The sequence below is a fragment of the Halovenus carboxidivorans genome (genome assembly GCF_009831575.1).
Lineage (GTDB): Archaea > Halobacteriota > Halobacteria > Halobacteriales > Haloarculaceae > Halovenus > Halovenus carboxidivorans.
Window position 1 is genome coordinate 571,667 of record NZ_WUUT01000001.1, and the last position, 23,758, is coordinate 595,424.

Below are 23,758 nucleotides of genomic sequence, written 5' to 3' on the forward strand. Positions count from 1 at the left end.
CTCACTCCGCCATCCCGACCAGCGTCAGGATCTCCCGCAGTTCGTCGACGTGGTAATCGACCGCCGGGCCGTCCTCGGCACCGAAGGCAACCGTCGTCATCCCGAGCGCGTCCGCGCCTTTCATATCGTTCTCGTACCGATCGCCGATCATCACCGCCTGCTCGCCCTCGACGCCGGCCTTTTCGAGGGCGGTCTCGAACATCCGCCGATCGGGCTTTTTGTAGCCGACCGCCTCGGAACTCGTGTATGAGTCGAAATACTCCCGGACGCCGAAGGTTTCGAGCAACCGCTCGCCCTCCTCGTCGTCCACGTCGCTGATCACGCCGAGGTGGAACTCCCCCTCGGAGAGTCGTCGGATCGTCTCGACCGCCCCGTCGTGCGGTTCGGCGTGTTCGTCGTGGATCTGCTGAAAGAGCGGCTCCCAGTCGGCGTCCTCGACGCTTCCCGAGAGAATCTCGTCGATTGCGACCCGATATCCCTCCCGCGCGGTCCGGTACTCGGTGCCCTCGCCGCCCCGGAAGTACTCCCCGAGCGTCTCTCGCCACGTCTCCAGCGCCTCCGCCGGCGGTAACGGCGACTGATACTCCGCCAGCAGCGAATTCACGAAGTCTCTGTGCCCCGACTGGATGCTCTCCAGTCTGACGATCACGCCGCCGATATCCCAGAAAATCGCGTCCGGATCGATTGCTGCCATGCGCGTGGATTCTCGATGGCCGGATATGAAGCTACCGCCCTCCGTGACGGTCTCCGTTCCCCCCCGCGCGGGGCGCGAACGCGACGACACACCCGGCGGCCGCAGTCCCGGCCCCGACCCGGACTGCAACCCGGCTGACGTGCTTTTAATTACCGAGTGTACGTATCGCTGTCATGGAGATCACCACCGGCGTCCACGCCGTTGCCCAGACGATCGAACGAGAGAACCGGACGACGACGGTCCATCCGGCCGCCGTCGAGACCCCGAAAGGAGTTCTCCTGATCGACACCGGTTTCGCGGGACTTTCCGATCAGATCGAGGCGAACCTCGACGACGCGGGCTTCGACTGGGACGACGTTCGCGGCGTCGTCCTGACACACCAGGACGGCGACCACGCCGGATCGCTCTCGACGGTCGTCGACCGAACCGACGCCGTCGTGTACGCCCACGAGCGCTGCGCACCGTACGTCGACGGACGCGAAGAGCCGATCAAATCTCCTGACGGCGAGCGATACCCGCCGGAACCGGTCGACGTCGAACTCGTCGACGGGGTCCGGTACCGGACTGCGGCCGGGCCGATGGATGTCGTATTTACGCCCGGACACGCCCCCGGACACATCTCTCTGCACTTCCCCGAGCAGGGACTGTTGCTGGCCGGCGACGCGCTGACCGCCGCAGACGGCCGCCTTCAGGGACCGAACGAGCAGTACACGCCGGACGTGGAGCGAGCGCTCGCCTCCGTGGACGCGCTCGCGACGCTGGATGTCGACCGCGTTCTGTGCTATCACGGCGGATTCGTGGAGGAGGGGACCGAGCGAATTGCCGAAATCGCGGCGGGTCGAGACTCCTGAAGAGACGCGTTGCTACTATCTGGGGCGGTCGGGTGCTCCATCTCCGTTAAATACCACCCTCTATTACGGGGCATTCTATTTTACATTGTACACGCTAAAGTCGAATAGACACACCGATGTTCGAGTTCAACGACTCCGAGAAGGCGGAAGAGCTGGCCGAGCGCGCCGAGGCGCTGATGGAGGAGGTTGTCATTCCCAAAGAGCGCGAGTTAGAGGGGGGAACGACCGTCTCCGCGGGGACGATTTCCGAACTGCAGGCCAAGGCCAAGGAGTACGGCGTCTACGCGCCACAGATCGACGAGGAGTACGGCGGGATGGGCTACGACTTCAACGACTGTCTCCCGACGTTCGAGCAGGCGGGTCGGAGCCTGCTCGGCCCGCCGGCGATGCGCGTCGACGCCCCCGACGAGGGGAACATGCACCTGCTCGAACTCCACGGCACCGAACTCCAGAAAGAGGAGTACCTCCGGCCGCTGGTCGAGGGGGAGATCCACTCCGGCTTCTCGATGACCGAACCGATGCAGGGTGCCGGCTCGGACCCGAAGATGATCCAGACCACCGCCGAGAAGGACGGCGACGAGTGGGTGATCAACGGCCACAAGTGGTGGACCTCCAACGGCATCCGCGCGGACGTGTTGCTCGTGCTCGCCCGGACGGACCCGGACGGCCACCCCTACGATAGCTGTACGGTCTTCGTCGTGCCCGCCGAGGCCGACGGCGTCGAAATCGTCCGCAACGTCCCCCACCTCGGCAGCGAGATGACCGGCACCGGCCACGCCGAGATCAAGTACGACGACGTGCGCGTCTCCGAGGAGAACGTCCTCGGCGAGGTCGGCGAAGGGTTCACCCACGTCCAGGAGCGCCTCGGTCCCGCCCGACTCACCCACTGTATGCGCTTCTCGGGGATGGCCGAGCGCGCGCTGACGATCACCCGGAGCTATCTCGAAGAGCGCGAGGCCTTCGGCAGCAAGATCGCCGACAAGCAGAACGCTCGTTTCGAGATTGCGCGCCGAGAGGCGGAGGTCAACGCCGCCCGGTCGCTGGTCCGACACACTGCCGACAAGATCGCCGCCGGCGAACAGGCCCGAATCGGCGTCTCGATGAGCAAAGTCTACGCCGCCCAGGCCACTCAGGACGCCATCGACACCGCTTTGCAGTATCTCGGCGGCAACGGTATCGGCAAGGATCTGCCCGTCTCGGACTTCTACGAGGCGATTCGGCCGTTCCGGATCGTCGACGGGGCAGACGAGGTCCACCTCCGGACCGTCGCCCGCGAGGCGTTCGACGAGCACACCGACCCCGACGAACTCGACCCGATCACGCGGTTCGGGGAGTGATCACTGCCGCCCCGCGACGGCCTCGGCGATCTCCTCGACGGCTTCGATAGCCACGTCGTGTTCCTCCGCGAGGCGCTGGGCTGTCGCGGCGGAGAGTCCCCCGTCCCCCCGACCCTGCGCCGTGTCGCCTCTCTGCTGTGCCGGTTCCAGCGTCTCGTCGCTGATCGACAGCGAGACGGCGTCCCACCGGGTGTAGTGGCCCATCGCGTCGAAATACGCCTTCGTCGCGCGGCGCTCGTCGCGCTCGAACTCCGCGGTGAGCAGTCCCTCCTCGTCGATCAGCGGCCCGGCCTCGACGATGCCGGCCGGGTTGATCAGCATGCTTCCGCCGGCGGCGACGTTGAACCCCAGTTCCTCCTCGCTGAACCCCTCGGGCACGTCCTCGCTCATGTACGCCGAGCAGGCCGCGACGAACGACTGGGTCTCGAAGGCGTACTCGCGCATCGCCGGGTAGATATCACACGTGTCGACGGCCTCGGCCGTCTCCGCGCGACTCTTGTCGCCGGGATGGCCGTGCTGTTCCCAGAAGCCCGGCCAGACGGCGGCGTGGATCTCCTCGCCCATCGCCGTCAGCGCCGCCTTCGACAGCGTCATGTGGTTCTCGAAGCAGATCAGCCCCCCCAGTTGTCCGATGTCGGTCTCGTAGGTCTCCAGACTCGACGGGTCACCGCGACCCCAGATGGCCCGCTCCTCGTGTGTCGGCATCAGTTTCCGGTGTCGACCCAGGAGGTCGCCGTCCCGACCGAAGTAAAATATCGAGTTGTAGATGGTCTCGCTGCCGCCACGGTCGCTCAGTTCGTTCGTCCCCAACGCGACGTGGAGGTCGGCCTCGGCGGCGGCCGCGCCCAGGATCTCGACGGCCTCGTCCTCGACGTGCAGGCTGTTTTTCTGCAGGTCGACCATCAGATCCGTCCAGCGGGGAATGGAGACGCTGCCCCGCCAGTAGGGGTATCCCGGGAAGTACGTCTCCGGAAAGACCAGCAGGTCGACCCCCTCCGCTCCCGCCTGTTCGATGTACCGGCAGGTCTTATCCAGCGTGGCCTCCTTGTCGTGGTAGACCGGTTCGATCTGTGCCGCCCCGAGCGTGAACGATTCGGCTGGCATGCCTGTCACATCGTGGCACCCTCACTTAACAGTGGACCCGGTTTCGACGTGCAGGTGGTATTCGATACGGGTGACCGAGGCGTGGCTCGCTTTCCAGCACACCGCCAGAACTGCTGTCCGAGATGGCCAGCGCGTACCCGGCCGCTTGCTTGGTTCGTTCACTACCTTCGTGTTTCCAATCAGTACGGCGGCGGGTCGCAGACAGTACTCTCCTGTGGAGTTGTTACATAAGTTTCATACTTTCGGGCGTGAAATATTGGCTATGTCAGGTATGCCGCCTGTCGTAACCCGCATTTTGACGGTCGTCTTCCCCCTCCTGTCGGTCTTTGCTTTTGCGGCCATGATCGGTATGGCGTGGGTGGTCTTCAGAGATGCCCAGGAGCGCGGTGTCTCCGAGGCTGTTGCGACAGTATGGGGATCCGGAGTCGCGCTTCTGACCCCACTCGTAGCGCCGCTGTATCTCGTACTCGTGGTTCGCTCCCACACCCGAGCGACGGCGGTCACGAACCGCGAGCGCTGGCTTCTCTGGTTCTCTTTCAGTTTCGCCTTCTCGTTTGCTTTCACAGTCACGATTACCCCTCCGGATCCGTTTACGCAGGCTCTCGCTCTCCTCGTCGTATTGCCGCTGGTGGCCGTCGGAACGTACGTCGGGTTGGTACAAACTGGCTCTCGGACCTCCTCCGAGAAACTGACCTAACGAGTAGTCGGCAGGTCCACAGGCGGAGCAGGCCGAGCGCCTCGGGGCTTGACCCCGAGGCAGTTCACCTCTCTGGACCTACCCGCTGAGCCCGATAGCAACATAATCGTGAACAGGCGTCTCAGTTTACCGCAGAAGGCTGAGGCCGTATCGGCTAATTTCCTCGACAGCTGACCTACGAGGACCAAGAAAGTCGATAACGATCGTCTCGTTCTGCTCGGTGCTCCGAGTGCTGGCTCTGAGGGGCCCAAATGTGACCAGTTCCTGCTCACTCGGACCGTAGAGGGTTGCCTCGACCGTGTGATTGCTCAATAGCGCTGCCGTTTCGCCTTCGACATCTCGAATGCGGGTCGACAGCGCGACCGGCCCAACTTGGTCCACAATCCCAATATGCTCAATCACCTCGTATCCGGAGAGCGCATTGGTATCGACCGCACCATTCAGTAGTCGCGAGCCGTCGATGTTGTCAGCAACAATCCCGAACGGTTCTATCTGGCTGGTTGCATCGCCGTCAGTTGAACTGTCGTCGGCTGAACCCTCTGACCGGGATGTCCACCAACCGACACCACCAGCACCAAGAGCGGCGACAGAGCCGACTCCGAGAGTGAGCAGTGTCCGTCGGGCGATGCCCCGGTCGTTCTCGCCCGGTGGATCGGCTGCTGTCAACCCCTCAGCATCGTCTTCGACACGTGAATCAGCAAGAGCATCGAGCGACTGACCGCAGTTTAGACACTTCCGGTCACTAACTGTGTCGCGGTGGCAATGTGGACACTGATCTGAGCTATCTTCACGCGTCATAGGCTAAGACAGCCTCCGAGCAACAGCGTGCAGCGCAATCGAGACCAACCTGTACGGCTGGATTGGAACGATTGGCTGCAAGTTGACCCTCGGTCGTGAGACCGCCTGCCGAGGTGTCCCGCTGCCGCATGGGTCCACATATGACCTTGGGAATATATACGTTCACCTCACGTTTCTCGTACTGAAAATCCGGGGTAAACGACCACCGCTAACTCTCAGCCGTCCGGGCCGACCCAGAGGGAGTTGTCGGCGTCCTGGCCGAACGTCGACGGGGAGTAACAAGGATTTTGATTCGTCGACACAATGAGTAACTGGTCATAGTGGTAGTACCGCCAGTAGTCGTCGTCGCCAGTGTTTTCGTCGTCGTCGTCGCTGCGCTTCTGGTCGCGACGCTGGTTCTCTGTGTGGGGTCCGCGCGACTTCGGGAGCTGAGTACCAGCCCGAAACTGTTGAGGAGTCGGGTTCGAGCAGTGTCACCGTACGCTGGTTTGCTCGCAGCGGTGTTCGGCGCGAGGATGGTCTTCAGAGAGCAGTTCTGGGCGCTTTCGGAGGCGATTGGGTACCAGATGACGGGGGTATTTTACGCAATCGAAGGCGACCTCGCCGCACAAGTACAGACGTTGATTCCGGATATCGCAGCCCCGTATTTCGCGTCTGTCTATATGTTCGGCTACGCGCTTGTTGTCATCGCCCCGCTCGTACTGTACCTGTTTGCCGACTCGCTTCGGCATCTCAAGACGGTACTTCTCGCGTACACGATCAACTACGCTGTTGCGACTGTCCTCTATACGCTCGTTATCGCACGCGGTCCTCGAATCGCCTCGTCGAGCACTCAGGGCATCATTCAGGAGTTCTTTCCGTATTTCACACTGCTAACAGGACAGGTCAACTCCCCGAGAAACGTCTTCCCCTCCCTGCACACGTCCTTGGCAGTGACAGTGCTCGTTGTTGCCGTCCTCACGCGGAACGAGTTCCCCCGATGGCTTTCGCTCACTACGGTCCTCACGACGAGTATCGTCGTGTCGACGGTGTATCTCGGCATTCACTGGTTCATCGATCTCGCCGCCGGCGTCTGCCTCGCTGTCGCGTCCGTGTGGCTTGCCCACCAGCTGAACGGCCGCGCAGGGAGTCAGCGACAGGACGAAACGATCAGCACCGCAACCGAGTAGCCGGTGCCCGCCGCTCAGAACTCGCGAACTGCGGGGTGAGAGGGCTCGTATCTCGGGCAACGCCCAACATAGTTTGGTGTGTGGTATATGAATACACGAGATGTATTGGTAGTATGTCAACAACGAAGCAGCAGGGGCTATCGCTACACGTCGGGTCATTGGGCGTACTACACTGGGTCGGCATCGTCGCGGCGTTGGCCAGCGCAGCCATCCACTTCTTACTCGGCGTCCGGTTTCTTCCGACCGGACTGGGAATCAGTTTCATCCTCGCAGGCTTCGGCTTCGTCGGGGCCGTTGCGCTCGTCCTCCTCGACATTCGTCGTCGTGTGGTGTACGCCCTCGGCCTGCCGTTTACCCTCGGACAAATCGTGTTGTGGTACTTGGTTAATTTCACCGGCGGTAGCAAATCCTTCCCGGGCGATATCGGAACGCTCGGAGCCATCGATAAGATTGCACAACTCGCCCTCGTCGTCGTGCTAATTGCACTGCTGTGGGACGAATCGTAGTGACTACCGGTCCTGATTGGTGCTGTACAGAGTTATCCGTTCGGAGAGCGCCGGGTTCTCGTTCGTGCGGGGTCCTGACGAGACGCACGCACGGACACTGAGTAGCCGGTGTAGTCAACGGGAATAAGTCCGCACACGCAGTATCAACGGGAGATGGATAGAACCTTCTCCGGCGCGTTGGAGTTCGTCACGTGGCTCGATCACCAAGTCGTCGAGTTTGTCCTATCGCTGCGACATCCACTGCTGACGAAACTGATGACCTCGGTGACAGGTCTCGGCTCTGCTACCGCTGCGCTCGCGTTCTTGGCTGTGTGTTACCTCGCGGATTGGGAAGAGGAGCTGTACACCAGTGCGCTCGCTTTTGCAATCACCGGTGTCGTCGTTGGGACGATGATGACAACCGTCCAACGACCGTTTCCGCCCGAACCGGTCTGCATGACGGGTGACGCGGGCACTGTCGCCACGTCGTTTCCATCGGGGCATGCAGCTGCGGTAACCGTCTACGCGATGACGGCTCGCGACTCGTCGGTGCTCCCGTTCGGTGCCGTGTCCGCTCTGGCTGGACTGATCGCCGTCTCACGAATCTACCTTGGAACTCACTACTTTTCGGACACAGTCGCTGGGATTGTGATCGGGATCGGAGCGTTCTACACGGCAGCACGATTGCGGCAGCGCATACCGGCAACTCAGTTGTCAGAAGACCAGTGAGCCTGCTACTGAACGACGGGTGCCCGGCGGCCTGATTCTCTAGGGCTCCGACACCAGCGAACAACCGAGGCGCTCTCCAACCCGAGGAAAACGACATCCCCGGCGTCGTTGGAACTCCCTGCCCGTGACGAGCGTCACCGGGGCTGTTACACACAGGACACACACTGGTTGATGCCACTGTGGCTGTTGAACTGACCGGTGAGCCGGTCTCCTGATCGCTATCGCAGCTTGACTGGTGTGCAAGAGAGACGCCGTGTGTCTCGCACGACAGTCCAGGTGAGTAAGTGGTAGAACGACTCACTCCACGTGGCGTACTCCTGTCGTCTAGCCGGAACGCGTACCGCCGACCGTCAACTCACTCGGTTTCCTCGTCCGTCTCCTGTTCTGACTTCTCCGAGCACAGCCGCGTTTTTTGCAGGCCTTTGGGTATCTTAATCGCCTTTTGTATATATTTGATATACTTGAGGCTCTTGACCGATTTGAGGGCTTTTCCGACAGCACCGAGCAGTCGTAGCGAACTGAAAAACGGGACGATGAGTACGATATCGAGCCAATAATCGCGAAGAAACTGCCTGTAATCGTCGGTTATGATGTATTTCACGACCAGCTCGAACACGTAGTACGTGATAATGGTAACTTCGACGTACCGGAGGGTCTGCTCCGATAGTACGGGTGAGACAAGTGACGAGTACAAATACACGACCAACAGCAACAGAAACACCGGTGCCAAGCGTTTCAGTTTGCTGTCTATTTTCACCCAGATACCGTTGGCACTACTCATAGTTTTTCCGGCAGTAGTCCGGATCCAATCCTCGGATCGAGTAATCCTGCAAATGTGGACGTCGTGTCGGGTGGCGCCTATGTGAGCACAAGGTGTATTCAAAGACGAATTGAACGGTGAGCGCAATGACATTTATGGGCCGTATGAGAGGATACCCCTCCCCGACACTCATTCGATCCCAAGCCAAGCTTTCGGGTGTTAGGCCATCGTTTAGGGGGTCAACCGAACAGTCCCGGGCAGTTTCACGTCTCGCTGGTCGCCGTGTTCCCTGAGTTGAGCGGTTAGATCAGCCCCAAGCAGCTACGCTCTCGTGGGAGACTCGCGCCGCCTCCCTGCGGAGTCCAGACAAAATTTGGGTTCTGCCGGGGACCGCAGTGGCCGGTTCACTCCTCGCCGGAACGCGGAGAACACGCGCTCACTGCTCGCCCATCGCCTCGCCCGCGACCTTCCGGCCCTGGGGGGTCAGCGAGACTTCCTTGCGCTCGCGGACGACCCGGATCACGTCGAGTTCGATCAGTTCGTCGTAGATCTCCTCGACCCGTTCGACGTCGATGCCGACGAAGTCGCTGATCGCGAACGGCGAAACGCCGGAGTACAGCGCCATCACGACCCGTTGTTCCGTCGCGGTGAGATCGAGATCCGCCCGGTTTCGCTCCGCGCCTTCCTCCAGCAGTTGCTTGAGCACGGAGATGTGGTACTGCCGGCCGGAGAGGTACGTCTCGACGCTGGTCCCTTCCTCGTCGGTGTGTTCGACCTCGATCACGCCGCGTTCCTCGCCGGCGACCTCGCGTTCGTCGACCTCCATCTCGCCGATGTCGTCGCGCTCGATGATGAACTTCTGGCCGTCTTCGAGCACCATCCGCACGGTGTCTTTGGTCACCTTCAGCCGGCCGCGCTGCCACTCGCTTGCCTTGACGACCCCGCCGACGATCGCCGGGTGTTTGACGTAGATGACGGCCTCGTCGAGAATCGCACGGAAGAAGTTCGTCCGAAAGCCCTCGAAATCCGCCGTCGTGATGAGCAACACGTCGTCGCCGATGTCCAACGCGGTGTAGTACGACTCCGAGGCCGCGTTCCGGTTGACATCGACCCGCTCGTCGAGCACGTCGATCTCCTCCAGGGGCACCGAGATCTTCGAGTCCGTGACGATCATCAACCGCTGGTTCGTCAGGACGATCCGGCAGTTTTCCCACTCGGCGTCGGTCAACTCCCGACCCCCCTTGATCGCGTGGAGATACTTGCCCTGCGTGTCCTCGATTTTCTTTTCCGTGTTACTCATGACGGCAGTGCTGTTGTCGTGGGTACGGCACAGGGGCAATTATAGGTTATGTCCGGTTATCAGGGATTTCGCGCACAGCGAGGCATTACTGTTCGTTCATCGCCTCGCTCGCCAGGTTGCGGCCCTTCGCGTTCAGCGTCACCTCGGTCCGCTCCCGGACCTTGTCGACCGCGCCGGCGTCGAGCAGTTTCTGGTAAATCTCCTCGACTTCCTCGACGTCGGTCCCGACGAAATCCGCCATCTCGAACGGCGAGACGCCGGAGTACAGCGCCATCAACACCTGATTCTCCAGGTCGTCGAGTTCGTATTCGTCCTGGCGGCGGTCGATCGTGTTCCGCAACAGCGTAGCGAGCGCCCGCGGGTGCCACTCGACGCCCGAAAAGTGTGTCTCGACGCTGCGGTCGTTCTCGTCGGTGTGTTCCACCTTGACGACTTCCCGTTGTTCCCCGGCGACCTGCTCGGTCGCGGTTTCGACCGTCCCGACGTCGTCAATCGAGAACGTGACGGTCTCGTTGTCCGGAAGCCCGAGGACGATGTCGTCGTCGTTCAGCCGGAACCGGGCTTTCGACCACGACGCCTCCTCCTGGACGACCCCGCCGACGATGGCGGGATACTTCACCAGGATCACCTCGTCGTGTAGCGCCGCTCGACAGTACTCGGACTCGAAGTCGTCCAGTTCCTGCGTGTCGACGAGAATGACGTTGTTGCCGATCCGGAGCGCGGTCGCACCGGGGGCGTCCATCCCGTCGGGGATCAGATCCTCGTCTTCCTTGGGGACGAGAATCTTCGCGTGGGGAATCGCCTGCTTGTTGGCGTTCGTCGACAGCACGAGCCGTTCGCTCGTGATGACGATCCGACAGGACCGCCACTGGGCGTCCGGTAACGGTTCGCCGTCCTTGACGGCGTAGAGATAATCGCCCTGCGTGTCGACGAGTTTCTGTTCCCCTTCGCTCATGCGGTGTCTTCTGACGATAGCTAACGCGTCCACCTACATAACTCTCAACATCTCACAAAGCCTGTCTCGGAGGATTCACTCCCCGCGGAGAGCTCCACCCTCTCTCGCTCTCTTACACGTGGTCCAAGCCAGTTGCATTTTTCTGAGTGCGTGACCTACGTTTACTTGAGGTGATACCATGGTCACCAGCCCGTGGATGCTCGCCACCACGGTCGGATTGATCGCGGTCCATGGAGTTCTCGCCTACTACGTGTATCGGCTTCAAACGAGGCTCTCGCCGGATCGATTCGAGGGCACTGATCCGGATGAGCTGGTCCAGCCGGACGAGGGAGTCGCCGTCTGCCCCGAGTGTGGGGCCGCCAACGAACTCGGATACCGCTTCTGCCGGTCCTGCGTGGGTCCCCTCCCGGGTGCAGTGACGTTCCAGCGCGACTCCAGCAACCCGCTCGGCCGCTTCACGCAGTGACGCCGCTCCGGAGTGCTCCGAAACTGAGTTACGGACCGGGGCCAACCCTCGGGTAATGGACGTTCTTTCGCTTGCACGCCGCGCGCTGGAGACGGGACCGCTCTGTGATCCCTGTCTCGGCCGGCTTGTCGCCGACCGGAGTTTCGGGCTGACGAACCGCCAGCGGGGCCGCGGGCTCCGCACCGCCGTCGCGCTGGCCGAGGACGACGATTTCGAGGCCGGCGAGGACTGCTGGGTCTGTGAAAACGAGTGCGAACGGTACGACTGGTGGGCCAGACAGGCCGCGAGCGCCGTCCGCGGCTACCGGTTCGAGAGCTACCAGATCGGCACCCGAGTGCCGCCGCTGCTCGAAGAGAACGACCGACTGCTCCGCGAGGACGTGGGTCTCGACCCCGAGGCCGGCGAACTGCTCAAAAGCGAGTTCAACCGCGAGGTCGGCAAACGCTTCGGCGACCAGACCGGGGCCGAGGTCGATTTCGGCCGGCCCGACGTGCTCGTCCTCTGTGATCTCGCCACCGAAGAGGTCGAGGTACAGGTCAACTCCGCGTTCGTCTACGGCCGGTACCGCAAGCTCGAACGCGATATTCCCCAGACAGAGTGGCCCTGCCGGGAGTGCAACGGCACCGGTATCAACCGCGACGAACAGTGCTCGGGCTGTGACGGGACCGGCTATCGCTACGACGAGAGCGTCGAACAGCTCACCGTCCCGCCCGTCGAGGACGCGATGAACGGCGAGGACGGCACCTTCCACGGCGCGGGCCGAGAAGACGTGGACGCGAAGATGCTCGGCACCGGCCGGCCGTTCGTGATCGAGATCGACGAACCCCGAAAGCGGGATGTCGACACCGACGCGCTGGAGGAACAGATCAACGAGTTCGCTGATGGCAAGGTCGAAGTCGAGGGGCTTCGGCTTGCGACCCACGGGATGGTCGAACGGGTCAAGGAACACGACGCGAGCAAGACCTACCGGATGAACGTGGAGTTTGCCGCTCCGGTCGAGCAGGCGGAGTTCGAGAGCGCGCTGGAGGCGCTCGACGGCGCGACAATCGAGCAGGACACGCCACAGCGCGTCTCCCACCGCCGCGCCGCGAAGACCCGCGTCCGCGAGGTTTACGATATCTCCGGCGAACTCGACAGCGAGACGACCGCCACCGTCGAGGTCCACGGCGAGGGCGGACTGTACGTGAAAGAACTCGTCAGCAGTGACGAGGGCCGTACCGAACCGAGCCTCGCGGGCGAACTCGGCGTCGACGCGGAGGTGACGGCGCTGGACGTGCTCCGGGTCGAGGGCGAGGAGGAATCGTTCGAACACCCCGAGTTCTTCCGCGAGGAGTAACTCCCCGGCGGCCATTACACCTATCTTACTCGGTGTGTGAGTGTGGCTGTGCGCAGTCGAGTTCTCCACGGCGCCGTCGTCGTTTTCGCACTCGCCGGATTGCTGACAGTCGGCGTCGGCGGCGCGGCCGCCTCACACGGGGACGATATCGAGGAGACAGAGATTGTCGAGGTACAGACGGTTTCTGACGACCCCGAGCAGGGGGTCGTCCGCGTCGAACTGCAGTATCACATCGGCTCGGAGGTGCTGGGTCTGCGGACCGGACTCCGGAACTCGGAGTACGAGGTCACCGGCGTGGACGGGTTCGAGGCCATCGACGAGGGGAGATACGAGTGGGACGGACAGACGACCGACCCCACGATCGACGTTCGGGTCCCGATCAACGAGACCTCGTCTGGCGCCTACGACTACGTCGACGCAGGCGAGTGGCTGATCACCGACCGTCCGGTGCTGACCAGACTGGGCTGGCGTCCATCGCTGGAAGCCGAGGGCGAGATCGAAGTCCGCCAACCCACGGCCGCGGGAGAGGAAGGAGTTGCGGCCGATGGGATGGTCTACCTCGGCGGGTACGAACGTTACAGTTTCAGCGCCGCCGGCGAACAGTTCGATCTCGTGATCTCCGAGGCGGCCGATCCGGCGTGGTCGCCCGCGGAGATCGGTGCTCGACTGGTCACCGCCTCCCGGCGGTTCGATGTCGGCGCCAGATCCGACCGACTGACGGTCTTCGCCGTGACCGATCCGCTCCGACGCGGCGGACTCGCAACCGGAACGAACGCCGCGGTCTGGGTCCACGAGGCGGGACTGACGGCCCCGCAGACGACGCTGTTTCACGAGTACGTCCACAGCAGACAGGCCTACAACCGCACCGACGCCGTCGAGTGGACAATCGAGGGTAGCGCCGACTACTTCGGTGCGCTGCTCGCCCTGAAGAACGGCAGTATCGAGTACCACCGCTTCTATCGCCTGCTCGACCGCGGCAACAGCTACGACGACGTGGTTCTCGCCGACGCCGACACCTGGGAGGGCACCGCCGCGCACTACGAACTCGGCTCGCTCGTTCTCGCCGCGATGGACGAGCGTCTCAGGGCGGCGGGCGCGAGTTACGCCGCCGTCCTCCGGGCGAAAAACGAGGCCGACGGCCAGATCACCGGCAACAGGTTCGCGTCGCTGGCCGCCGAGTTCGACAGCGGGATGGACGCCTTCTTCGACCGCTACGTCCGGTCGAGGCCCCCGGAGATCTCCGTCCCCGACCCGACGGTCTACGACGGGCCGAACGACGGGGCGGCACTCGACGTTCGCGTTCCGGAGTTCGATCTCGACCCGGGCGAGAGGGAACCCGTGACAGTCACACTCGCGAACACCGGCACGGAGACCAGCCTCGCCCCGCAGATTTCAGTCAATACCTCCGGGAACGTCACCGTCGAACTCATCGACTCCGACGGCTCCGTCGTCACCGACACCGACGAGGGCTGGGTGTTCGACCACCTCCCGGCGGGTGAGGCCTACGATCTCACGTTCACCGTCGAGGCCAACCGCACCGATGGCGAACAGATCGCCGTCTCCGCGGGCGACCTGAGCAATCAGCGGGCGGCGACCAGCGTGACGCTGGACTCCAGCGACCCCCTCGGCGTGACACTCTCCCTCCCGGCCGAGGCGACCGCGGGCGAGCAGATCAACGCCACGGCGACGACGACGCCCGAGGAGGCGTCGATCACCCGCTACTCGTTCAGCGTCACCGGTCCCGGTACGCAGGTGACCGCCGACAGTTCCGGACAGGCGGCGACGTTCACTCCCGAGGAGGCCGGCACGTACACCGTCTCCGTCACGGCGACTGCCGCCGACGGCCGAACCGCAACGACCGAGGAGACCGTCGACGTGTCGCCGGTCCCGTCGGACGATACCAGCGAGGAGACGGACGACACCGACGGGAGCGACGGCGATGGTACAGACGGAGACAGCACCGGGGAGGGCGAGACGACCGACGGCGACGATACCAGTTCGTCCGACGGAACCGACGCACCCGATCAGGGGGGGTCCGACGGCTTCGGTGACGGCTTCGGTCCGGCCGTCGGCGTCGGGGCTCTCCTCGCGTTGTCGCTTCTCGCTCGCCGCGCTCACTGACTGACCTGCGTCTCGCCGTCCAGCGGTCCGTGTGCGTTCTCGACCGCGTCGAGCAACTCCGCTCTCGACGGCGCGACGAACAGGTGGGTCTGACAGTCACAGTCCGAGCAACCGAATCCAGCCATCGCCGGTCTCTCAAGCGCCGCGGCGACGGCACACTCACCGTCGACACCGCTGGTTCGGACCACGCTGTCGAGACGGCTCCGTTCGTGGCCGAGCAGGTAGTCGATGTGCCAGTGTCGCGTCTCCCGGCGGCCGTCGGCGAGTTCGCGGTGGCGCTCGATCCGCGAGAAGCCGCCGCTACCGAGCGCGCTGCCGACGTAACCGTACCAGCCTGCCTCGAAGCCCTGGCGTCCGAGAGCACCGACCTCCACCTCGACCGGTTCGGTCAGTTCGATACAGAGCGTGTAGGTACCGCCAGCCTGGTCGCTCATCACCGGCAGTTCCGGACAGACTCACTTAGCGCTGACGAGGGCGGCGAATCAGCCGAACTTCCCGGTGATGTAATCCTCGACGCGCTGGTGTTCGGGGTTCTCGAAAATCTTCTGGGTGTGGTCGTACTCGACCAGTTCGCCGCCGGTCAGGAAGACGGCGGTCATGTCCGAGATTCGGGCGGCCTGCTGCATGTTGTGGGTGACGACGACGACGGTGTAATCCTTGGCGAGGTCTTCGATCAGATCCTCGATTTTCGAGGTGGCGACCGGATCGAGCGCCGAGGCCGGCTCGTCCATCAGGATCACCTCCGGGTCGGGGGCAATCGCGCGAGCGATACAGAGTCGCTGTTGCTGACCGCCCGACAGGTCAAGTCCGGAGGTGTGTAGCTGATCTTTGACCTCGTCCCACAGCGCCGCGCGCCGCAGGGCGTCTTCGACCTGCTCGTCGAGATTTTCGACCTTGTCCTGGACGCGCAGGCCGTACGCGACGTTGTCGTAGATGCTCTTCGGGAAGGGGTTGGGTTCCTGAAAGACCATCCCGACTGTCCGCCGAAGCGCGACCGGGTCGACGTCCTCGTCGTAGAGGTTCTTGCCCCGGAAGTACAGATTACCCTCGACTCGCGCGCTGGTGATCAGGTCGTTCATCCGGTTGACACACCGCAGAAACGTCGATTTCCCACAGCCCGAGGGCCCGATCAGCGCGGTCACCTGCTGCTCGGGAATCGGGAGGTTGATGTCGTTAAGCGCCTGCTCGTCGCCGTAGAACACGTCCAGATTCTCCGCCTCGATGATCGTCTCGCCGAGCGACTCCACCCCGGTATCTTCCGGCACCGTCGTCTGTGGCTGTCTGATCGATTCGCCTGTCTCCGTGGTTTCGTTCTGGAAGCTCATAGTTCAGGGTTGCCCGTGCTCGACCGTGGTTCCCGACCGCTGTGGCGCCGACGGTCTGGCCCCCGTGGCAGTCGTCGAACCACACAGCAGGTCGAAACGCCGGACCGGCCGCGAGCGGACGGTCGATGGCCGTGCAGAGCCACTGGCGTGGTATCTGCACGTGTTTCCATTATCACTCCCTACCAGTGAGTCACATAAATACCGTGCTATTAATCATATAGAGCACCCGGGAGGGGAATATAGACATATATAGGAACTGTCGACGACCCGACTGGTTAGCTTCCCGAGACCTCCTCGTCACCGCGGTTTCTGAGCTGTCGGGCCCCGGGGAGGCGAGCGACGATGCTGGTCACCCAGCCGAGTTTGAACAGGCCGAACTGCGAGAGCACGCCGAGAGCGAACAGGCCGAGAAAGACCGGTGCCATCGGCTCGAAGATCAGCGGGTCGACCGTCAGTTCGCTCTGTGCCGTCCGCAGCCCGCTGATCGTGAGTTGTCGCGAGACCAACGCTGCGCCCATCGCGGAGGTGATGAAGACCATCATCGTCTTCGTCAGGAACGAGCCGAGCACCGCGGCGGCCAGTCCGACGCCGAGTGCCGTGCCGACGGCCGCGATGGTCCCCGTGTTTCCGAGCGCCGGTGCGATAGCGATCATGCCGAAGTACGCACCGACGACGAAACTGATCGCGGCGACGGCCAGCGATAGGAGGAGATAGGTCACCAGCACCCCTCCGATTGCACCGACCGGAATCGCCACCAGCGACGCCAGCGCCCCTTCCAGACCGACGACACCGCCGATTGTCGGTGCGATCAGATAGCCGGCCCCCGCGCCGACTGCGGCGCCGAGCAGTCCGACACCGTACACCGAGAGTACGGCGCCGAAAAACAACAGTATGGCCCCGCCTACGACGAACGCGATGTCGAGTAGTTCTACCATACTCCCTGTTCCAAACGAGGCGGAAAAACCTTTGTGTCTCTCGGGGTCGCCTACAACTGTTCGGCGGCGTCGCGTTCGATCAACAGCGAGGCGTTGGTCTCGGGCAGTGTCACGATGTCGTCCCGTTCGAGGTCGTAATCCCGCTCGTCCACGCCGACGAAGGTTCCGACGTCGTCGGTGATTCTGACCGTCTGTCGCTCGACGCTCGGCTGTGACGTGTCGGCGGGGCCGGAAGCGGGTTCGCCGCTCTCCTCCACTGTCGGCTGTCCCCCGTCGTTTCTGAGCGCGTCTCCAGTCCGTGCGGGCGACGCCGGTTCGGGGCCGGAACTGTCCGGCTGACCGCCGCTCTGCGGGCCGCCGCTGTCGACCGTCCGTGGCTCCGTCGGTGGCTGGTCACCGCTGGTCGACGGGTGGTCTGGCTCCGGCCCGCTGCCGCTCGTCGACTGTGGCTCTGTCGGCCCCGAGACCCCCCCAGGACTCGGGTCGGCGTCCTCTCCGGCGCCCATCAGATCGGCGGCCGAGACGTCCGGCTCCGGCGCCGCTGTCTTCTCGGCTGTCTCGCTCGCCGGCTCCTCCCCGTCGAGCACCGCCAGCACGTGCTGCCGGTTCGATTTGATGTCTTCGACCAGCGTCTCGAACAGCCGCTGTTCTTCTTTGGTCATCCCGTCGGCCTCGGCCGGCAGGTCCGCCGCCGCGAAGGAGGCGGCTTTGACGATTTTCCCGACCCGTTTCTCGTAGATGGCCTCGACGGTCTGCTCCGCGGTCTTGATCTCGTCGGTGAGTTGGCTGACCTCGGGCGAGTCGAACGGGTCGTCGGCGCGCTCGGCCGCGCGGTCGCGCTCGGTCTGTAGCTGCTGGATGAACTCCCCGGCGTCCGCGTAGAAGCTCTCGCGTAGCTGTTGGAGCTTGTCGGTCTGGCGCTCGCGGTCGCGCGCGGCCTGTAGTTCCTCCAGGTTCATGCCTGCCCTCGGTTCATTCTTCACCCTTCTCGGCGCGTCCCCGTGTCATCAGGAACACGCCGACGTACTCCGGAACGGTATGCACTCCCTCCTCCAGTGTAAAACTATCGCCTCCCAACTCGACGGTCCCGCCGTCGGTCACCTCGACGGTGATCTCGTGGTTCGTGAACGTCTCCGGGACGGCGTCGACCAGGGGATCGAAGTCGTCGATCTCCTCGCGCGGGACGCGACGGACGGCGAGTCCGCTCCCGCCGTGGAGGCTGCCCGGCAGACGGATCAGCCGGTTCGTGTCCGTCGACACCGGCTCGTCGATCTGGGCGTTCTCCTCGGCGACGACTTCGGTGGCGAACTGTCTGGCGAGTTGTGCGAACACGGCGTGTGCCGAGAGGTTTCCGCGCTCGATCTCGACGAACCGCTCCTGTGTGAGATTGTACGCGGCCTGGGCACGCCCCTCCCCGATCCCGTCGTACTCCTGAAGCCGTTCGAGTGCCTCCTCCTCGGGGAGATCCCGGACCTCGGACAGCACCGAGACGAGTTTGTCGTGGATCCGTCCGCCCCAACCGCCCTCGGTGGGGAGATAGCGGTTCTCCGCCGGCGTCTTCCGGCCGAGTCCGGCGACGGTCTCCTCCTCGACGAGTTCGTCGAACTCCAGGCCGATCCCGCGGACGTAATCGACGATTTCCCGGCGCGCGTCGCTGTCGAGACGCTGGATCCCTTCGTCCCGGACGTGAACGTGATACCCACGGCTCCCGGAGAAGACGATCTGCATCTCCTCGAAGCCGAAATCCCGCTCTAGAAAGTCGAGCAGACGGAACAGGGCGTCCTTACAGTCCGCGAGCATCTCCGCGTAGCTGTCTTCCGGCGTCGTCGAGGGGAGATGATCGGCGTCGAGATCGAAGATCAGACCCGAGCGCCGCCAGCCCTTCTCGTTCATCGTCGTCGCGCCGGGGTTGTCGTAGCGGCCGGCCGAGAAGTAGACGTGTTTCGGACGTTCGCGGGCCAGGAAGTCCTCGAGCGCGCCGAGGTCGATCATGGCGTTGTGCCGGCTGTAGGTCTCTCCCGGCCCCTCGGTCCAGGGGACGTACCCCCACTCGCGCTCGTTTGCCCCCGGCGGCGGATCGATCGACTGGTTGCGGTAGTGGTCTCCGAACCGGCCGCGGAGGTACGCCTGTGTCCGCTCGTGCACGCACACCACTTGCCCGAGTACTCAAATAGGCGTTGCGCTTGGCGCAGTCACCGCGACAGCAGGTTCGCTAGCCGCTCGCGGATTCCGTCCTCGTCGCCGAGTTTCAGGTAGAAGGCGTCCCCGCCGTCCTCGTAGTAGTTGTCGATCCGGCGCTTGACGCGGAAGCCGAGCGAGCGGTAGAAATCCAGCGCGTCTCGGTTCGTCGTGCGCGCGTGACAGGTAACCGTTCCGTACTCGTCGGCGACGTTCGCGACGAGTCGTTTCCCAAAGCCCTGTCCGCGATACTCCTCGGCGACCGCGAGAAAGAGAATGTAGCCGTCCCGCCGCACCGCCGCGAACCCGACCAGTCGGTCGTTCGCCCGGTCAACGTACAGATAGACAGTCGAGCGCTGATAGGCGCTCTCGAAAAAATTTCGCCGCTGTCTCAGCACCCCTTCGTTTCTCCGAATCCGCTCTTTGAGTTGCCAGGCTGCGTCGACGTGATCGTCACTACCCGGCCCCACGACATGTCGCTGGACGTTGACGCTCACTACCGCGTACTATGTGGTGGGGGAATAATAATTCTGCTGAGTGGGAGGCCGACCGCAGGGAGGCCTCGACGACGCGAACGGGGAGGAACGACCCGCGAGTGGGTCAATCGAGCGAAAGACCTCTCCGAGTGCGTGAGCAGAGGACGACCCCACGCCGTAGTCAGCCTCTCACCCCGAGCGGAACAGCCAGAGCCGAGCGCCGAGATAGACGATCACCAGCCCCAGCGTCAACGCGGCAGCCGTCTGGCCGCTCCGTACCGCCACGGTCAGCGCGAGAAGGTTGAGTCCGATGCCGGCGACGTAGACCCACCGTAACAGCCCGTCCGACACCGGCAGCGATCCGCCCGTCTCCTCAGCCATAGATGGACCAGCTCATACCCTCCGTTCGACTCGGGTAGCAAAAGTCTCTCCGTTCAAACAGAACCCATTAGCCCGTCGGCGACCGAACTCCGGGCGATGGGATACGAGCTTCGCGCCCACACCGCCGATGTCGCCGTCGAGGCGACCGGCGAGAGCCTCGGCGCGGCCTTCGGCGCGACCGCCGACGGCATGGCCGCCGCGATGGCCGAGGAATGGCCCGACGGCGGAACCCGCTACGATCTGACCGTCCGCGCGGAGCGTCCCGAGGCGCTGCTGTTCGATTACCTCGACGAACTGATCTACGAGCGGGACGTGCGCTCCGTGTTGCCGGTCGACAACCAGGGCCGGGTCACCAGTGACGGCGACGGGTGGCGGTTCGAGGGGAGCTATCGCGGCATCGACCTCGCGGACGTGACCGCCCGCGATCTGAAAGCGATCACCTACTCGGAGATGCAAATCGAGGAGCGGGCCGACGACTGGCGGATCTACGTCGTCTTCGACGTTTGAACACCACGTGCGCCCTGTCCTCCCGTGCCGTGGTCAGCCACGGGCACCTATCCGACCAGACGCAACCACGCGGCTTTTGTCCGTACCGACGGTAGGAGAGACCGATGTCCCAGGGAATCCTGGACCTCCTCGGCTCGATGGCGACGCTCGTGTTCGCGATTCCGCTCGCACTCGCCGGCGCGGAACTACTCGTCCGCGGTGACCTTCCCGTCGGTGTCGGGCTGATTAGCGTCGCCGCCGCGATGTTAGTCGTCGACCGGTACGTCACGACGCCTGGCGACATCCCGGCCGCGGTCGCCTCCAAAGTCGCCGAAACGGTCGCAGAACCTCCCGAGGAAGAGTAACGCCGCCCTCGGAGCGCTCAGCCGGAGACCGGCGTGAGAACGCTTTGCCCCCCGTCTATCACTCACTCCGTTGGCCTACGTTGTGATACCTATGCCAACAGCCGCCACAACCACTCAATGGCACTCGTTGCCGACAAATGCCAACAACTCTTTATTCGTACGCCTGCAAGAGAGCGGTGATGTCACTCATCCAGACCTGCCTTCCTGTCGGATCCGGTCGCGGGAAGCGACCGCTCCGCCAGCGACGGAAGGCAGTGCTCACCTGTCCCCGCTGTGCCCACACGAGTCCCTCCGACGGTGACTGGATCAGGACCGACTGTCCGCGCGGAACCGAGATCCGCTGTCCGGACTGCGAGTGCGTGCTCACGGTTCGACCGGCGTTCGACGACAGCGATACACCGAAGTAGACCAGTCACGAACACTGTATCGTGAGCGAGGACCCACGACCCCGGGAACACGCTACCGACAGCGACGGCGTCGCTCTCACCGACGGCGGTGACCCCGACGGCGACCCGATCCGGGAGTTCGAGCGCAAACAACTGCTCGAACGGATCGAACGCGAGAGCGCCACCGTCGGCGCGTCGATTCCGGAGGAGATCACCGTTCAGGGCAACGAGATCGATCTCCAGGAGTTCGTCTTCGAGATCCGCCGTCGGGACACCATCCCGCAGGGCGAGCGCGAGCGGGTCGAACGAGCGAAGAAGAATCTGCGACGCGAGCGACTACAGCGCAAACAGCGCATCGAAGACGGCGAGATCACCTACGAGGAGGGCGACCGACTCGCCGAGGCGATTATCGGGATCGACCGCGCGCTGAACGAACTCGAATCGCTCGGCCCGGTCGACATCGAGGCCGAGGCCCAGGCCCAGGAGGCCGCCGACCGCAAGCGATGGATGAGTTTTCTCAGAAAGGCGCTCGGTCACGCCGACGACGACAGCGGTCACGGGGTCTCCGGCCGCGGACGCTGACTTACTCGACGAGAGACTCGACCATCCCGCCGACGTATTCGAGTTCGTCCCGGTTGACTCCGTGGCCCATCCCCTCGTAGATCCGGGTCTCGATGTCCCCGTTCAGGTTTTCGAGCACCGTCGCAGTCGTGTGGACGCGCTCCTCGGGGATGTGCGGGTCCACGTCGCTACAGCCGAGAAAGCCCGGTGTCCCGTCGAGGTCACCCTCGTACTCGTCGGTATCGATCGTCTCGCCGATCAGCCCGCCGCTGAACCCGACCACGCCGCCGTAGCGGGTCGGGTTCCGGGCGACGAACTCCGTCGCGAGACAGGCCCCCTGCGAGAACCCCAGGACGATGACCTGCTCCGTGTCGATCCCGGCCTCGTTGGCGCGGTCGATCGCCGCCTGGATGGCGTCGAGCCCGGAACTCCGTCCGGGTTCGTTGCGCTCGACCGGCGCCGTGAAGGGGTTCGGATACCAGGTGTTGCCGGCCGCCTGCGGGGCCAACAGCGCCAGCCCCTCCCGGTGAAACTCCAGTCCGGTCTGTGCGATGCTTCGGGCGGTCGCCCCCCGACCGTGCAGCAGAATCGCCGCCGCCGAGGCGTCGGCGAGATCCGTCCCCGCCGCGACGAGTTGCTGGTCGCCGTGTGGGTCGTCCTGATTGCGGTGTGGATTACGCATTCGTTGCTTCAATACGGTCGCCGGCCGGATAAGTGCCGCCGCGACGGTCCCCCAACCAGGTAACCCTCCCGCCACCACGGCAGGTCAGGCCTTCCCGACCGCGGTCAGAAGCGAGAGAAAGAGCAGCATCGGGATCTGACAGAACAGCACGGCGACGAGCAGGAGATCGAACGACAGCCCCATCTCGAACCGAAAGACGACCTCGGGAACGAGCCACCAGGCAGTCGCCGCGAGCAGAAACGACAGCGCGACGACCGCCGAGGGCACATCGGTCGGGGCGGTCAGAAACTGGTTGTACCGGTTGACGCCCTCCCGGGCGACGACCAACCCCGTGAGCACGACGAGGGCGACAGTACCCAGTACGGCGACGGCGACGACGTCGATCGGCGCGAGTCGCGCTCGGATCTCGGACAGCACACCCCGGTTGAACACCAGAAACGGCGGCAGCGAGAAGAACAGGTACAGTGTGGTGAACACCACGATATCTCCGTACTGTCGGTTCATGCCACTCTTTGATGCGAACTGATGATGTATGTTTTGGCTGCCAATCTCGATCCACTGCACTGATACCGCCGAGACCCCTACGGTCGGTATGACCGACACTCTGCCGACCGACGACTGGGCCGACCGTCTCCGGGAGAACCGCGAGGAGAAAGACCGGTTCTTCTCGGAGCACCCGCAGTCACCGATCCCCCCGGAGCGACGGGAGGGGTTCGACGGGCTGGCGTACTTCGATCCCGATCCCGAGTACCGCGTCGAGGCGACCGTCACCGTCTTCGAGGATCCCGACGAGATCGACTTCGAGACCTCCGACGGCCGGACGATCACCTACCGCCGACCGTTCCGCTTCAGTTTCGAGATCGACGGCGACAGCTACGAACTCAGCGGCTACCGCCAGGAACCCAGCGACCCGATCTTCGTCCCGTTCCGGGACAAGACGACCGGCCAGCAGAGCTACAAGGACGGCCGGTACATGGAACTCGAACCCGAGGAGGAGCTATCCGACGGGATGACTATCGAGATCGATTTCAACCTCGCGTACTCGCCGTTTTGCGCCTACAGCGAGACGTTCTCGTGTCCGCTCCCGCCCGAGGAAAACTGGCTCGACACCACCATCCCCGCGGGCGAGCGAACGCCCCCGCTGTGATCGCCCCGTGAGATGGGAACCGGTCGTGTCCAAC

29 protein-coding genes are annotated in these 23,758 nt (G+C 63.7%); 14 read left to right on the top strand and 15 right to left on the bottom strand.

Translation table 11 applies throughout. The features are described from left to right. Position 1: 1 nt before the first annotated feature. Positions 2-694, bottom strand: a complete 693-nt coding sequence (locus GRX03_RS02810) for an HAD family hydrolase (RefSeq protein WP_159762661.1) — start codon at positions 692-694, stop codon at positions 2-4. Between the two features lie 173 nt (positions 695-867). Here GRX03_RS02810 and GRX03_RS02815 point away from each other — a divergent pair, with 173 nt between their 5' ends. Then, on the top strand, positions 868-1,545 hold the full coding sequence (locus GRX03_RS02815) for an MBL fold metallo-hydrolase (protein WP_159762662.1): 678 nt from the start codon (positions 868-870) through the stop codon (positions 1,543-1,545). Positions 1,546-1,661: 116 nt separating this feature from the next. Beyond that, positions 1,662-2,882, top strand: coding sequence for an acyl-CoA dehydrogenase family protein (locus tag GRX03_RS02820; protein WP_159762663.1), 1,221 nt, complete (start codon positions 1,662-1,664; stop codon positions 2,880-2,882). On the opposite strand, the gene GRX03_RS02825 is transcribed toward GRX03_RS02820, so the two are convergent. After that, entirely contained in the window at positions 2,883-3,986 is a 1,104-nt protein-coding gene (locus GRX03_RS02825; protein WP_159762664.1) for a carbon-nitrogen hydrolase family protein, read from the bottom strand. A 262-nt stretch (positions 3,987-4,248) separates the two neighbouring features. Here GRX03_RS02825 and GRX03_RS02830 point away from each other — a divergent pair, with 262 nt between their 5' ends. Further along, positions 4,249-4,683: a hypothetical protein gene (locus GRX03_RS02830; protein ID WP_159762665.1), complete on the top strand. Its 435-nt coding sequence runs from the start codon at positions 4,249-4,251 to the stop codon at positions 4,681-4,683. A 126-nt stretch (positions 4,684-4,809) separates the two neighbouring features. On the opposite strand, the gene GRX03_RS02835 is transcribed toward GRX03_RS02830, so the two are convergent. Next, positions 4,810-5,481, bottom strand: a complete 672-nt coding sequence (locus GRX03_RS02835; RefSeq protein ID WP_159762666.1) for a hypothetical protein — start codon at positions 5,479-5,481, stop codon at positions 4,810-4,812. A 320-nt stretch (positions 5,482-5,801) separates the two neighbouring features. Between GRX03_RS02835 and GRX03_RS16695 the strand changes: the two genes are divergently transcribed. The 3 genes from GRX03_RS16695 to GRX03_RS02850 all read left to right on the top strand — a co-directional run bounded on the left by GRX03_RS16695 (position 5,802) and on the right by GRX03_RS02850 (position 7,864). Continuing rightward, the gene (locus GRX03_RS16695; RefSeq protein ID WP_159762667.1) at positions 5,802-6,650 is read left to right on the top strand and encodes a phosphatase PAP2 family protein; all 849 of its coding nucleotides are present in this window, start codon (positions 5,802-5,804) and stop codon (positions 6,648-6,650) included. A 113-nt stretch (positions 6,651-6,763) separates the two neighbouring features. Beyond that, entirely contained in the window at positions 6,764-7,156 is a 393-nt protein-coding gene (locus GRX03_RS02845; RefSeq protein ID WP_159762668.1) for a DUF7475 family protein, read from the top strand. A gap of 153 nt (positions 7,157-7,309) precedes the next feature. Further along, on the top strand, positions 7,310-7,864 hold the full coding sequence (locus GRX03_RS02850) for a phosphatase PAP2 family protein (protein WP_159762669.1): 555 nt from the start codon (positions 7,310-7,312) through the stop codon (positions 7,862-7,864). 355 nt (positions 7,865-8,219) lie between these two features. On the opposite strand, the gene GRX03_RS02855 is transcribed toward GRX03_RS02850, so the two are convergent. The 3 genes from GRX03_RS02855 to GRX03_RS02865 form a co-directional block, all read right to left on the bottom strand. Further along, the gene (locus GRX03_RS02855; protein ID WP_159762670.1) at positions 8,220-8,645 is read right to left on the bottom strand and encodes an ion transporter; all 426 of its coding nucleotides are present in this window, start codon (positions 8,643-8,645) and stop codon (positions 8,220-8,222) included. A gap of 415 nt (positions 8,646-9,060) precedes the next feature. Beyond that, a complete protein-coding gene (locus GRX03_RS02860) occupies positions 9,061-9,924 on the bottom strand; it encodes a CheF family chemotaxis protein (RefSeq protein ID WP_159762671.1) in 864 nt (287 codons plus the stop codon). Between the two features lie 85 nt (positions 9,925-10,009). Further along, the gene (locus tag GRX03_RS02865; protein ID WP_159762672.1) at positions 10,010-10,879 is read right to left on the bottom strand and encodes a CheF family chemotaxis protein; all 870 of its coding nucleotides are present in this window, start codon (positions 10,877-10,879) and stop codon (positions 10,010-10,012) included. Positions 10,880-11,057: 178 nt separating this feature from the next. Between GRX03_RS02865 and GRX03_RS02870 the strand changes: the two genes are divergently transcribed. Genes GRX03_RS02870 through GRX03_RS17005 form a run of 3 tightly spaced genes read left to right on the top strand, consistent with a single transcriptional unit; the run spans position 11,058 to position 14,802 of the window. Continuing rightward, complete coding sequence (locus GRX03_RS02870; RefSeq protein ID WP_159762673.1) at positions 11,058-11,345, top strand: zinc ribbon domain-containing protein; 288 nt, start codon at positions 11,058-11,060, stop codon at positions 11,343-11,345. A 55-nt stretch (positions 11,346-11,400) separates the two neighbouring features. After that, positions 11,401-12,681, top strand: a complete 1,281-nt coding sequence (locus GRX03_RS02875; protein WP_159762674.1) for a tRNA pseudouridine(54/55) synthase Pus10 — start codon at positions 11,401-11,403, stop codon at positions 12,679-12,681. A gap of 48 nt (positions 12,682-12,729) precedes the next feature. Continuing rightward, positions 12,730-14,802 (top strand): PKD domain-containing protein, encoded by a 2,073-nt coding sequence (locus GRX03_RS17005; protein WP_159762675.1) that lies wholly within the window; start codon positions 12,730-12,732, stop codon positions 14,800-14,802. Here the strand turns inward: GRX03_RS17005 and GRX03_RS02885 are convergent. From GRX03_RS02885 to GRX03_RS02915, 7 genes are all read right to left on the bottom strand, one after another. Next, positions 14,796-15,236 (bottom strand): GIY-YIG nuclease family protein, encoded by a 441-nt coding sequence (locus GRX03_RS02885; protein WP_159762676.1) that lies wholly within the window; start codon positions 15,234-15,236, stop codon positions 14,796-14,798. The two genes, GRX03_RS17005 and GRX03_RS02885, sit on opposite strands and share 7 nt — an antisense overlap. Positions 15,237-15,284: 48 nt before the next feature. Next, entirely contained in the window at positions 15,285-16,127 is an 843-nt protein-coding gene (gene pstB, locus GRX03_RS02890; protein WP_159762677.1) for a phosphate ABC transporter ATP-binding protein PstB, read from the bottom strand. Between the two features lie 275 nt (positions 16,128-16,402). Continuing rightward, the gene (locus GRX03_RS02895) at positions 16,403-17,062 is read right to left on the bottom strand and encodes a phosphate ABC transporter permease (RefSeq protein WP_159762678.1); all 660 of its coding nucleotides are present in this window, start codon (positions 17,060-17,062) and stop codon (positions 16,403-16,405) included. A gap of 50 nt (positions 17,063-17,112) precedes the next feature. Continuing rightward, complete coding sequence (locus GRX03_RS02900) at positions 17,113-18,021, bottom strand: DNA replication complex subunit Gins51 (RefSeq protein WP_159762679.1); 909 nt, start codon at positions 18,019-18,021, stop codon at positions 17,113-17,115. Between the two features lie 13 nt (positions 18,022-18,034). After that, on the bottom strand, positions 18,035-19,207 hold the full coding sequence (gene priS, locus GRX03_RS02905; protein WP_368277908.1) for a DNA primase small subunit PriS: 1,173 nt from the start codon (positions 19,205-19,207) through the stop codon (positions 18,035-18,037). A gap of 47 nt (positions 19,208-19,254) precedes the next feature. Continuing rightward, complete coding sequence (locus GRX03_RS02910) at positions 19,255-19,737, bottom strand: GNAT family N-acetyltransferase (protein ID WP_368277909.1); 483 nt, start codon at positions 19,735-19,737, stop codon at positions 19,255-19,257. Positions 19,738-19,905: 168 nt separating this feature from the next. Continuing rightward, positions 19,906-20,097, bottom strand: coding sequence for a hypothetical protein (locus GRX03_RS02915; RefSeq protein WP_159762680.1), 192 nt, complete (start codon positions 20,095-20,097; stop codon positions 19,906-19,908). 96 nt (positions 20,098-20,193) lie between these two features. On the opposite strand from GRX03_RS02915, the gene GRX03_RS02920 reads away from it, so the two are divergent. From GRX03_RS02920 to GRX03_RS02935, 4 genes are all read left to right on the top strand, one after another. After that, the gene (locus GRX03_RS02920; protein ID WP_159762681.1) at positions 20,194-20,604 is read left to right on the top strand and encodes an archease; all 411 of its coding nucleotides are present in this window, start codon (positions 20,194-20,196) and stop codon (positions 20,602-20,604) included. Positions 20,605-20,708: 104 nt separating this feature from the next. Further along, a complete protein-coding gene (locus GRX03_RS02925; protein ID WP_159762682.1) occupies positions 20,709-20,948 on the top strand; it encodes a DUF7533 family protein in 240 nt (79 codons plus the stop codon). Positions 20,949-21,127: 179 nt separating this feature from the next. Then, complete coding sequence (locus tag GRX03_RS02930) at positions 21,128-21,355, top strand: hypothetical protein (protein WP_159762683.1); 228 nt, start codon at positions 21,128-21,130, stop codon at positions 21,353-21,355. Positions 21,356-21,463: 108 nt separating this feature from the next. Next, positions 21,464-21,916: a DUF5788 family protein gene (locus GRX03_RS02935; RefSeq protein ID WP_368278060.1), complete on the top strand. Its 453-nt coding sequence runs from the start codon at positions 21,464-21,466 to the stop codon at positions 21,914-21,916. Position 21,917: 1 nt separating this feature from the next. Here the strand turns inward: GRX03_RS02935 and GRX03_RS02940 are convergent, their stop codons facing one another. Further along, a complete protein-coding gene (locus tag GRX03_RS02940; protein ID WP_159762684.1) occupies positions 21,918-22,577 on the bottom strand; it encodes an alpha/beta hydrolase in 660 nt (219 codons plus the stop codon). A gap of 84 nt (positions 22,578-22,661) precedes the next feature. Beyond that, positions 22,662-23,081, bottom strand: coding sequence for a hypothetical protein (locus tag GRX03_RS02945; protein WP_159762685.1), 420 nt, complete (start codon positions 23,079-23,081; stop codon positions 22,662-22,664). An 88-nt stretch (positions 23,082-23,169) separates the two neighbouring features. Here GRX03_RS02945 and GRX03_RS02950 point away from each other — a divergent pair, with 88 nt between their 5' ends. Next, positions 23,170-23,724, top strand: a complete 555-nt coding sequence (locus GRX03_RS02950) for a DUF1684 domain-containing protein (RefSeq protein WP_159762686.1) — start codon at positions 23,170-23,172, stop codon at positions 23,722-23,724. Positions 23,725-23,758: the final 34 nt, after the last annotated feature.

Bases quoted from the DNA above. Each gene is read 5' to 3' on its own strand.
- pstB (WP_159762677.1), bottom strand. From the start codon at position 16,127: ATGAGCTTCCAGAACGAAACCACGGAGACAGGCGAATCGATCAGACAG.
- GRX03_RS02855 (WP_159762670.1), bottom strand. From the start codon at position 8,645: ATGAGTAGTGCCAACGGTATCTGGGTGAAAATAGACAGCAAACTGAAA.
- GRX03_RS02940 (WP_159762684.1), bottom strand. From the start codon at position 22,577: ATGCGTAATCCACACCGCAATCAGGACGACCCACACGGCGACCAGCAA.
- GRX03_RS02815 (WP_159762662.1), top strand. From the start codon at position 868: ATGGAGATCACCACCGGCGTCCACGCCGTTGCCCAGACGATCGAACGA.
- GRX03_RS02820 (WP_159762663.1), top strand. From the start codon at position 1,662: ATGTTCGAGTTCAACGACTCCGAGAAGGCGGAAGAGCTGGCCGAGCGC.
- GRX03_RS02830 (WP_159762665.1), top strand. From the start codon at position 4,249: ATGTCAGGTATGCCGCCTGTCGTAACCCGCATTTTGACGGTCGTCTTC.
- GRX03_RS02835 (WP_159762666.1), bottom strand. From the start codon at position 5,481: ATGACGCGTGAAGATAGCTCAGATCAGTGTCCACATTGCCACCGCGAC.
- GRX03_RS02895 (WP_159762678.1), bottom strand. From the start codon at position 17,062: ATGGTAGAACTACTCGACATCGCGTTCGTCGTAGGCGGGGCCATACTG.
- GRX03_RS02920 (WP_159762681.1), top strand. From the start codon at position 20,194: ATGGGATACGAGCTTCGCGCCCACACCGCCGATGTCGCCGTCGAGGCG.
- GRX03_RS02930 (WP_159762683.1), top strand. From the start codon at position 21,128: ATGTCACTCATCCAGACCTGCCTTCCTGTCGGATCCGGTCGCGGGAAG.
- GRX03_RS02850 (WP_159762669.1), top strand. From the start codon at position 7,310: ATGGATAGAACCTTCTCCGGCGCGTTGGAGTTCGTCACGTGGCTCGAT.
- GRX03_RS02885 (WP_159762676.1), bottom strand. From the start codon at position 15,236: ATGAGCGACCAGGCTGGCGGTACCTACACGCTCTGTATCGAACTGACC.
- GRX03_RS02860 (WP_159762671.1), bottom strand. From the start codon at position 9,924: ATGAGTAACACGGAAAAGAAAATCGAGGACACGCAGGGCAAGTATCTC.
- GRX03_RS02945 (WP_159762685.1), bottom strand. From the start codon at position 23,081: ATGAACCGACAGTACGGAGATATCGTGGTGTTCACCACACTGTACCTG.
- GRX03_RS02865 (WP_159762672.1), bottom strand. From the start codon at position 10,879: ATGAGCGAAGGGGAACAGAAACTCGTCGACACGCAGGGCGATTATCTC.
- GRX03_RS02925 (WP_159762682.1), top strand. From the start codon at position 20,709: ATGTCCCAGGGAATCCTGGACCTCCTCGGCTCGATGGCGACGCTCGTG.
- GRX03_RS02875 (WP_159762674.1), top strand. From the start codon at position 11,401: ATGGACGTTCTTTCGCTTGCACGCCGCGCGCTGGAGACGGGACCGCTC.
- GRX03_RS02870 (WP_159762673.1), top strand. From the start codon at position 11,058: ATGGTCACCAGCCCGTGGATGCTCGCCACCACGGTCGGATTGATCGCG.
- GRX03_RS02900 (WP_159762679.1), bottom strand. From the start codon at position 18,021: ATGAACCTGGAGGAACTACAGGCCGCGCGCGACCGCGAGCGCCAGACC.
- GRX03_RS02845 (WP_159762668.1), top strand. From the start codon at position 6,764: ATGTCAACAACGAAGCAGCAGGGGCTATCGCTACACGTCGGGTCATTG.
- GRX03_RS02825 (WP_159762664.1), bottom strand. From the start codon at position 3,986: ATGCCAGCCGAATCGTTCACGCTCGGGGCGGCACAGATCGAACCGGTC.
- GRX03_RS02915 (WP_159762680.1), bottom strand. From the start codon at position 20,097: ATGGCTGAGGAGACGGGCGGATCGCTGCCGGTGTCGGACGGGCTGTTA.
- GRX03_RS02810 (WP_159762661.1), bottom strand. From the start codon at position 694: ATGGCAGCAATCGATCCGGACGCGATTTTCTGGGATATCGGCGGCGTG.
- GRX03_RS02950 (WP_159762686.1), top strand. From the start codon at position 23,170: ATGACCGACACTCTGCCGACCGACGACTGGGCCGACCGTCTCCGGGAG.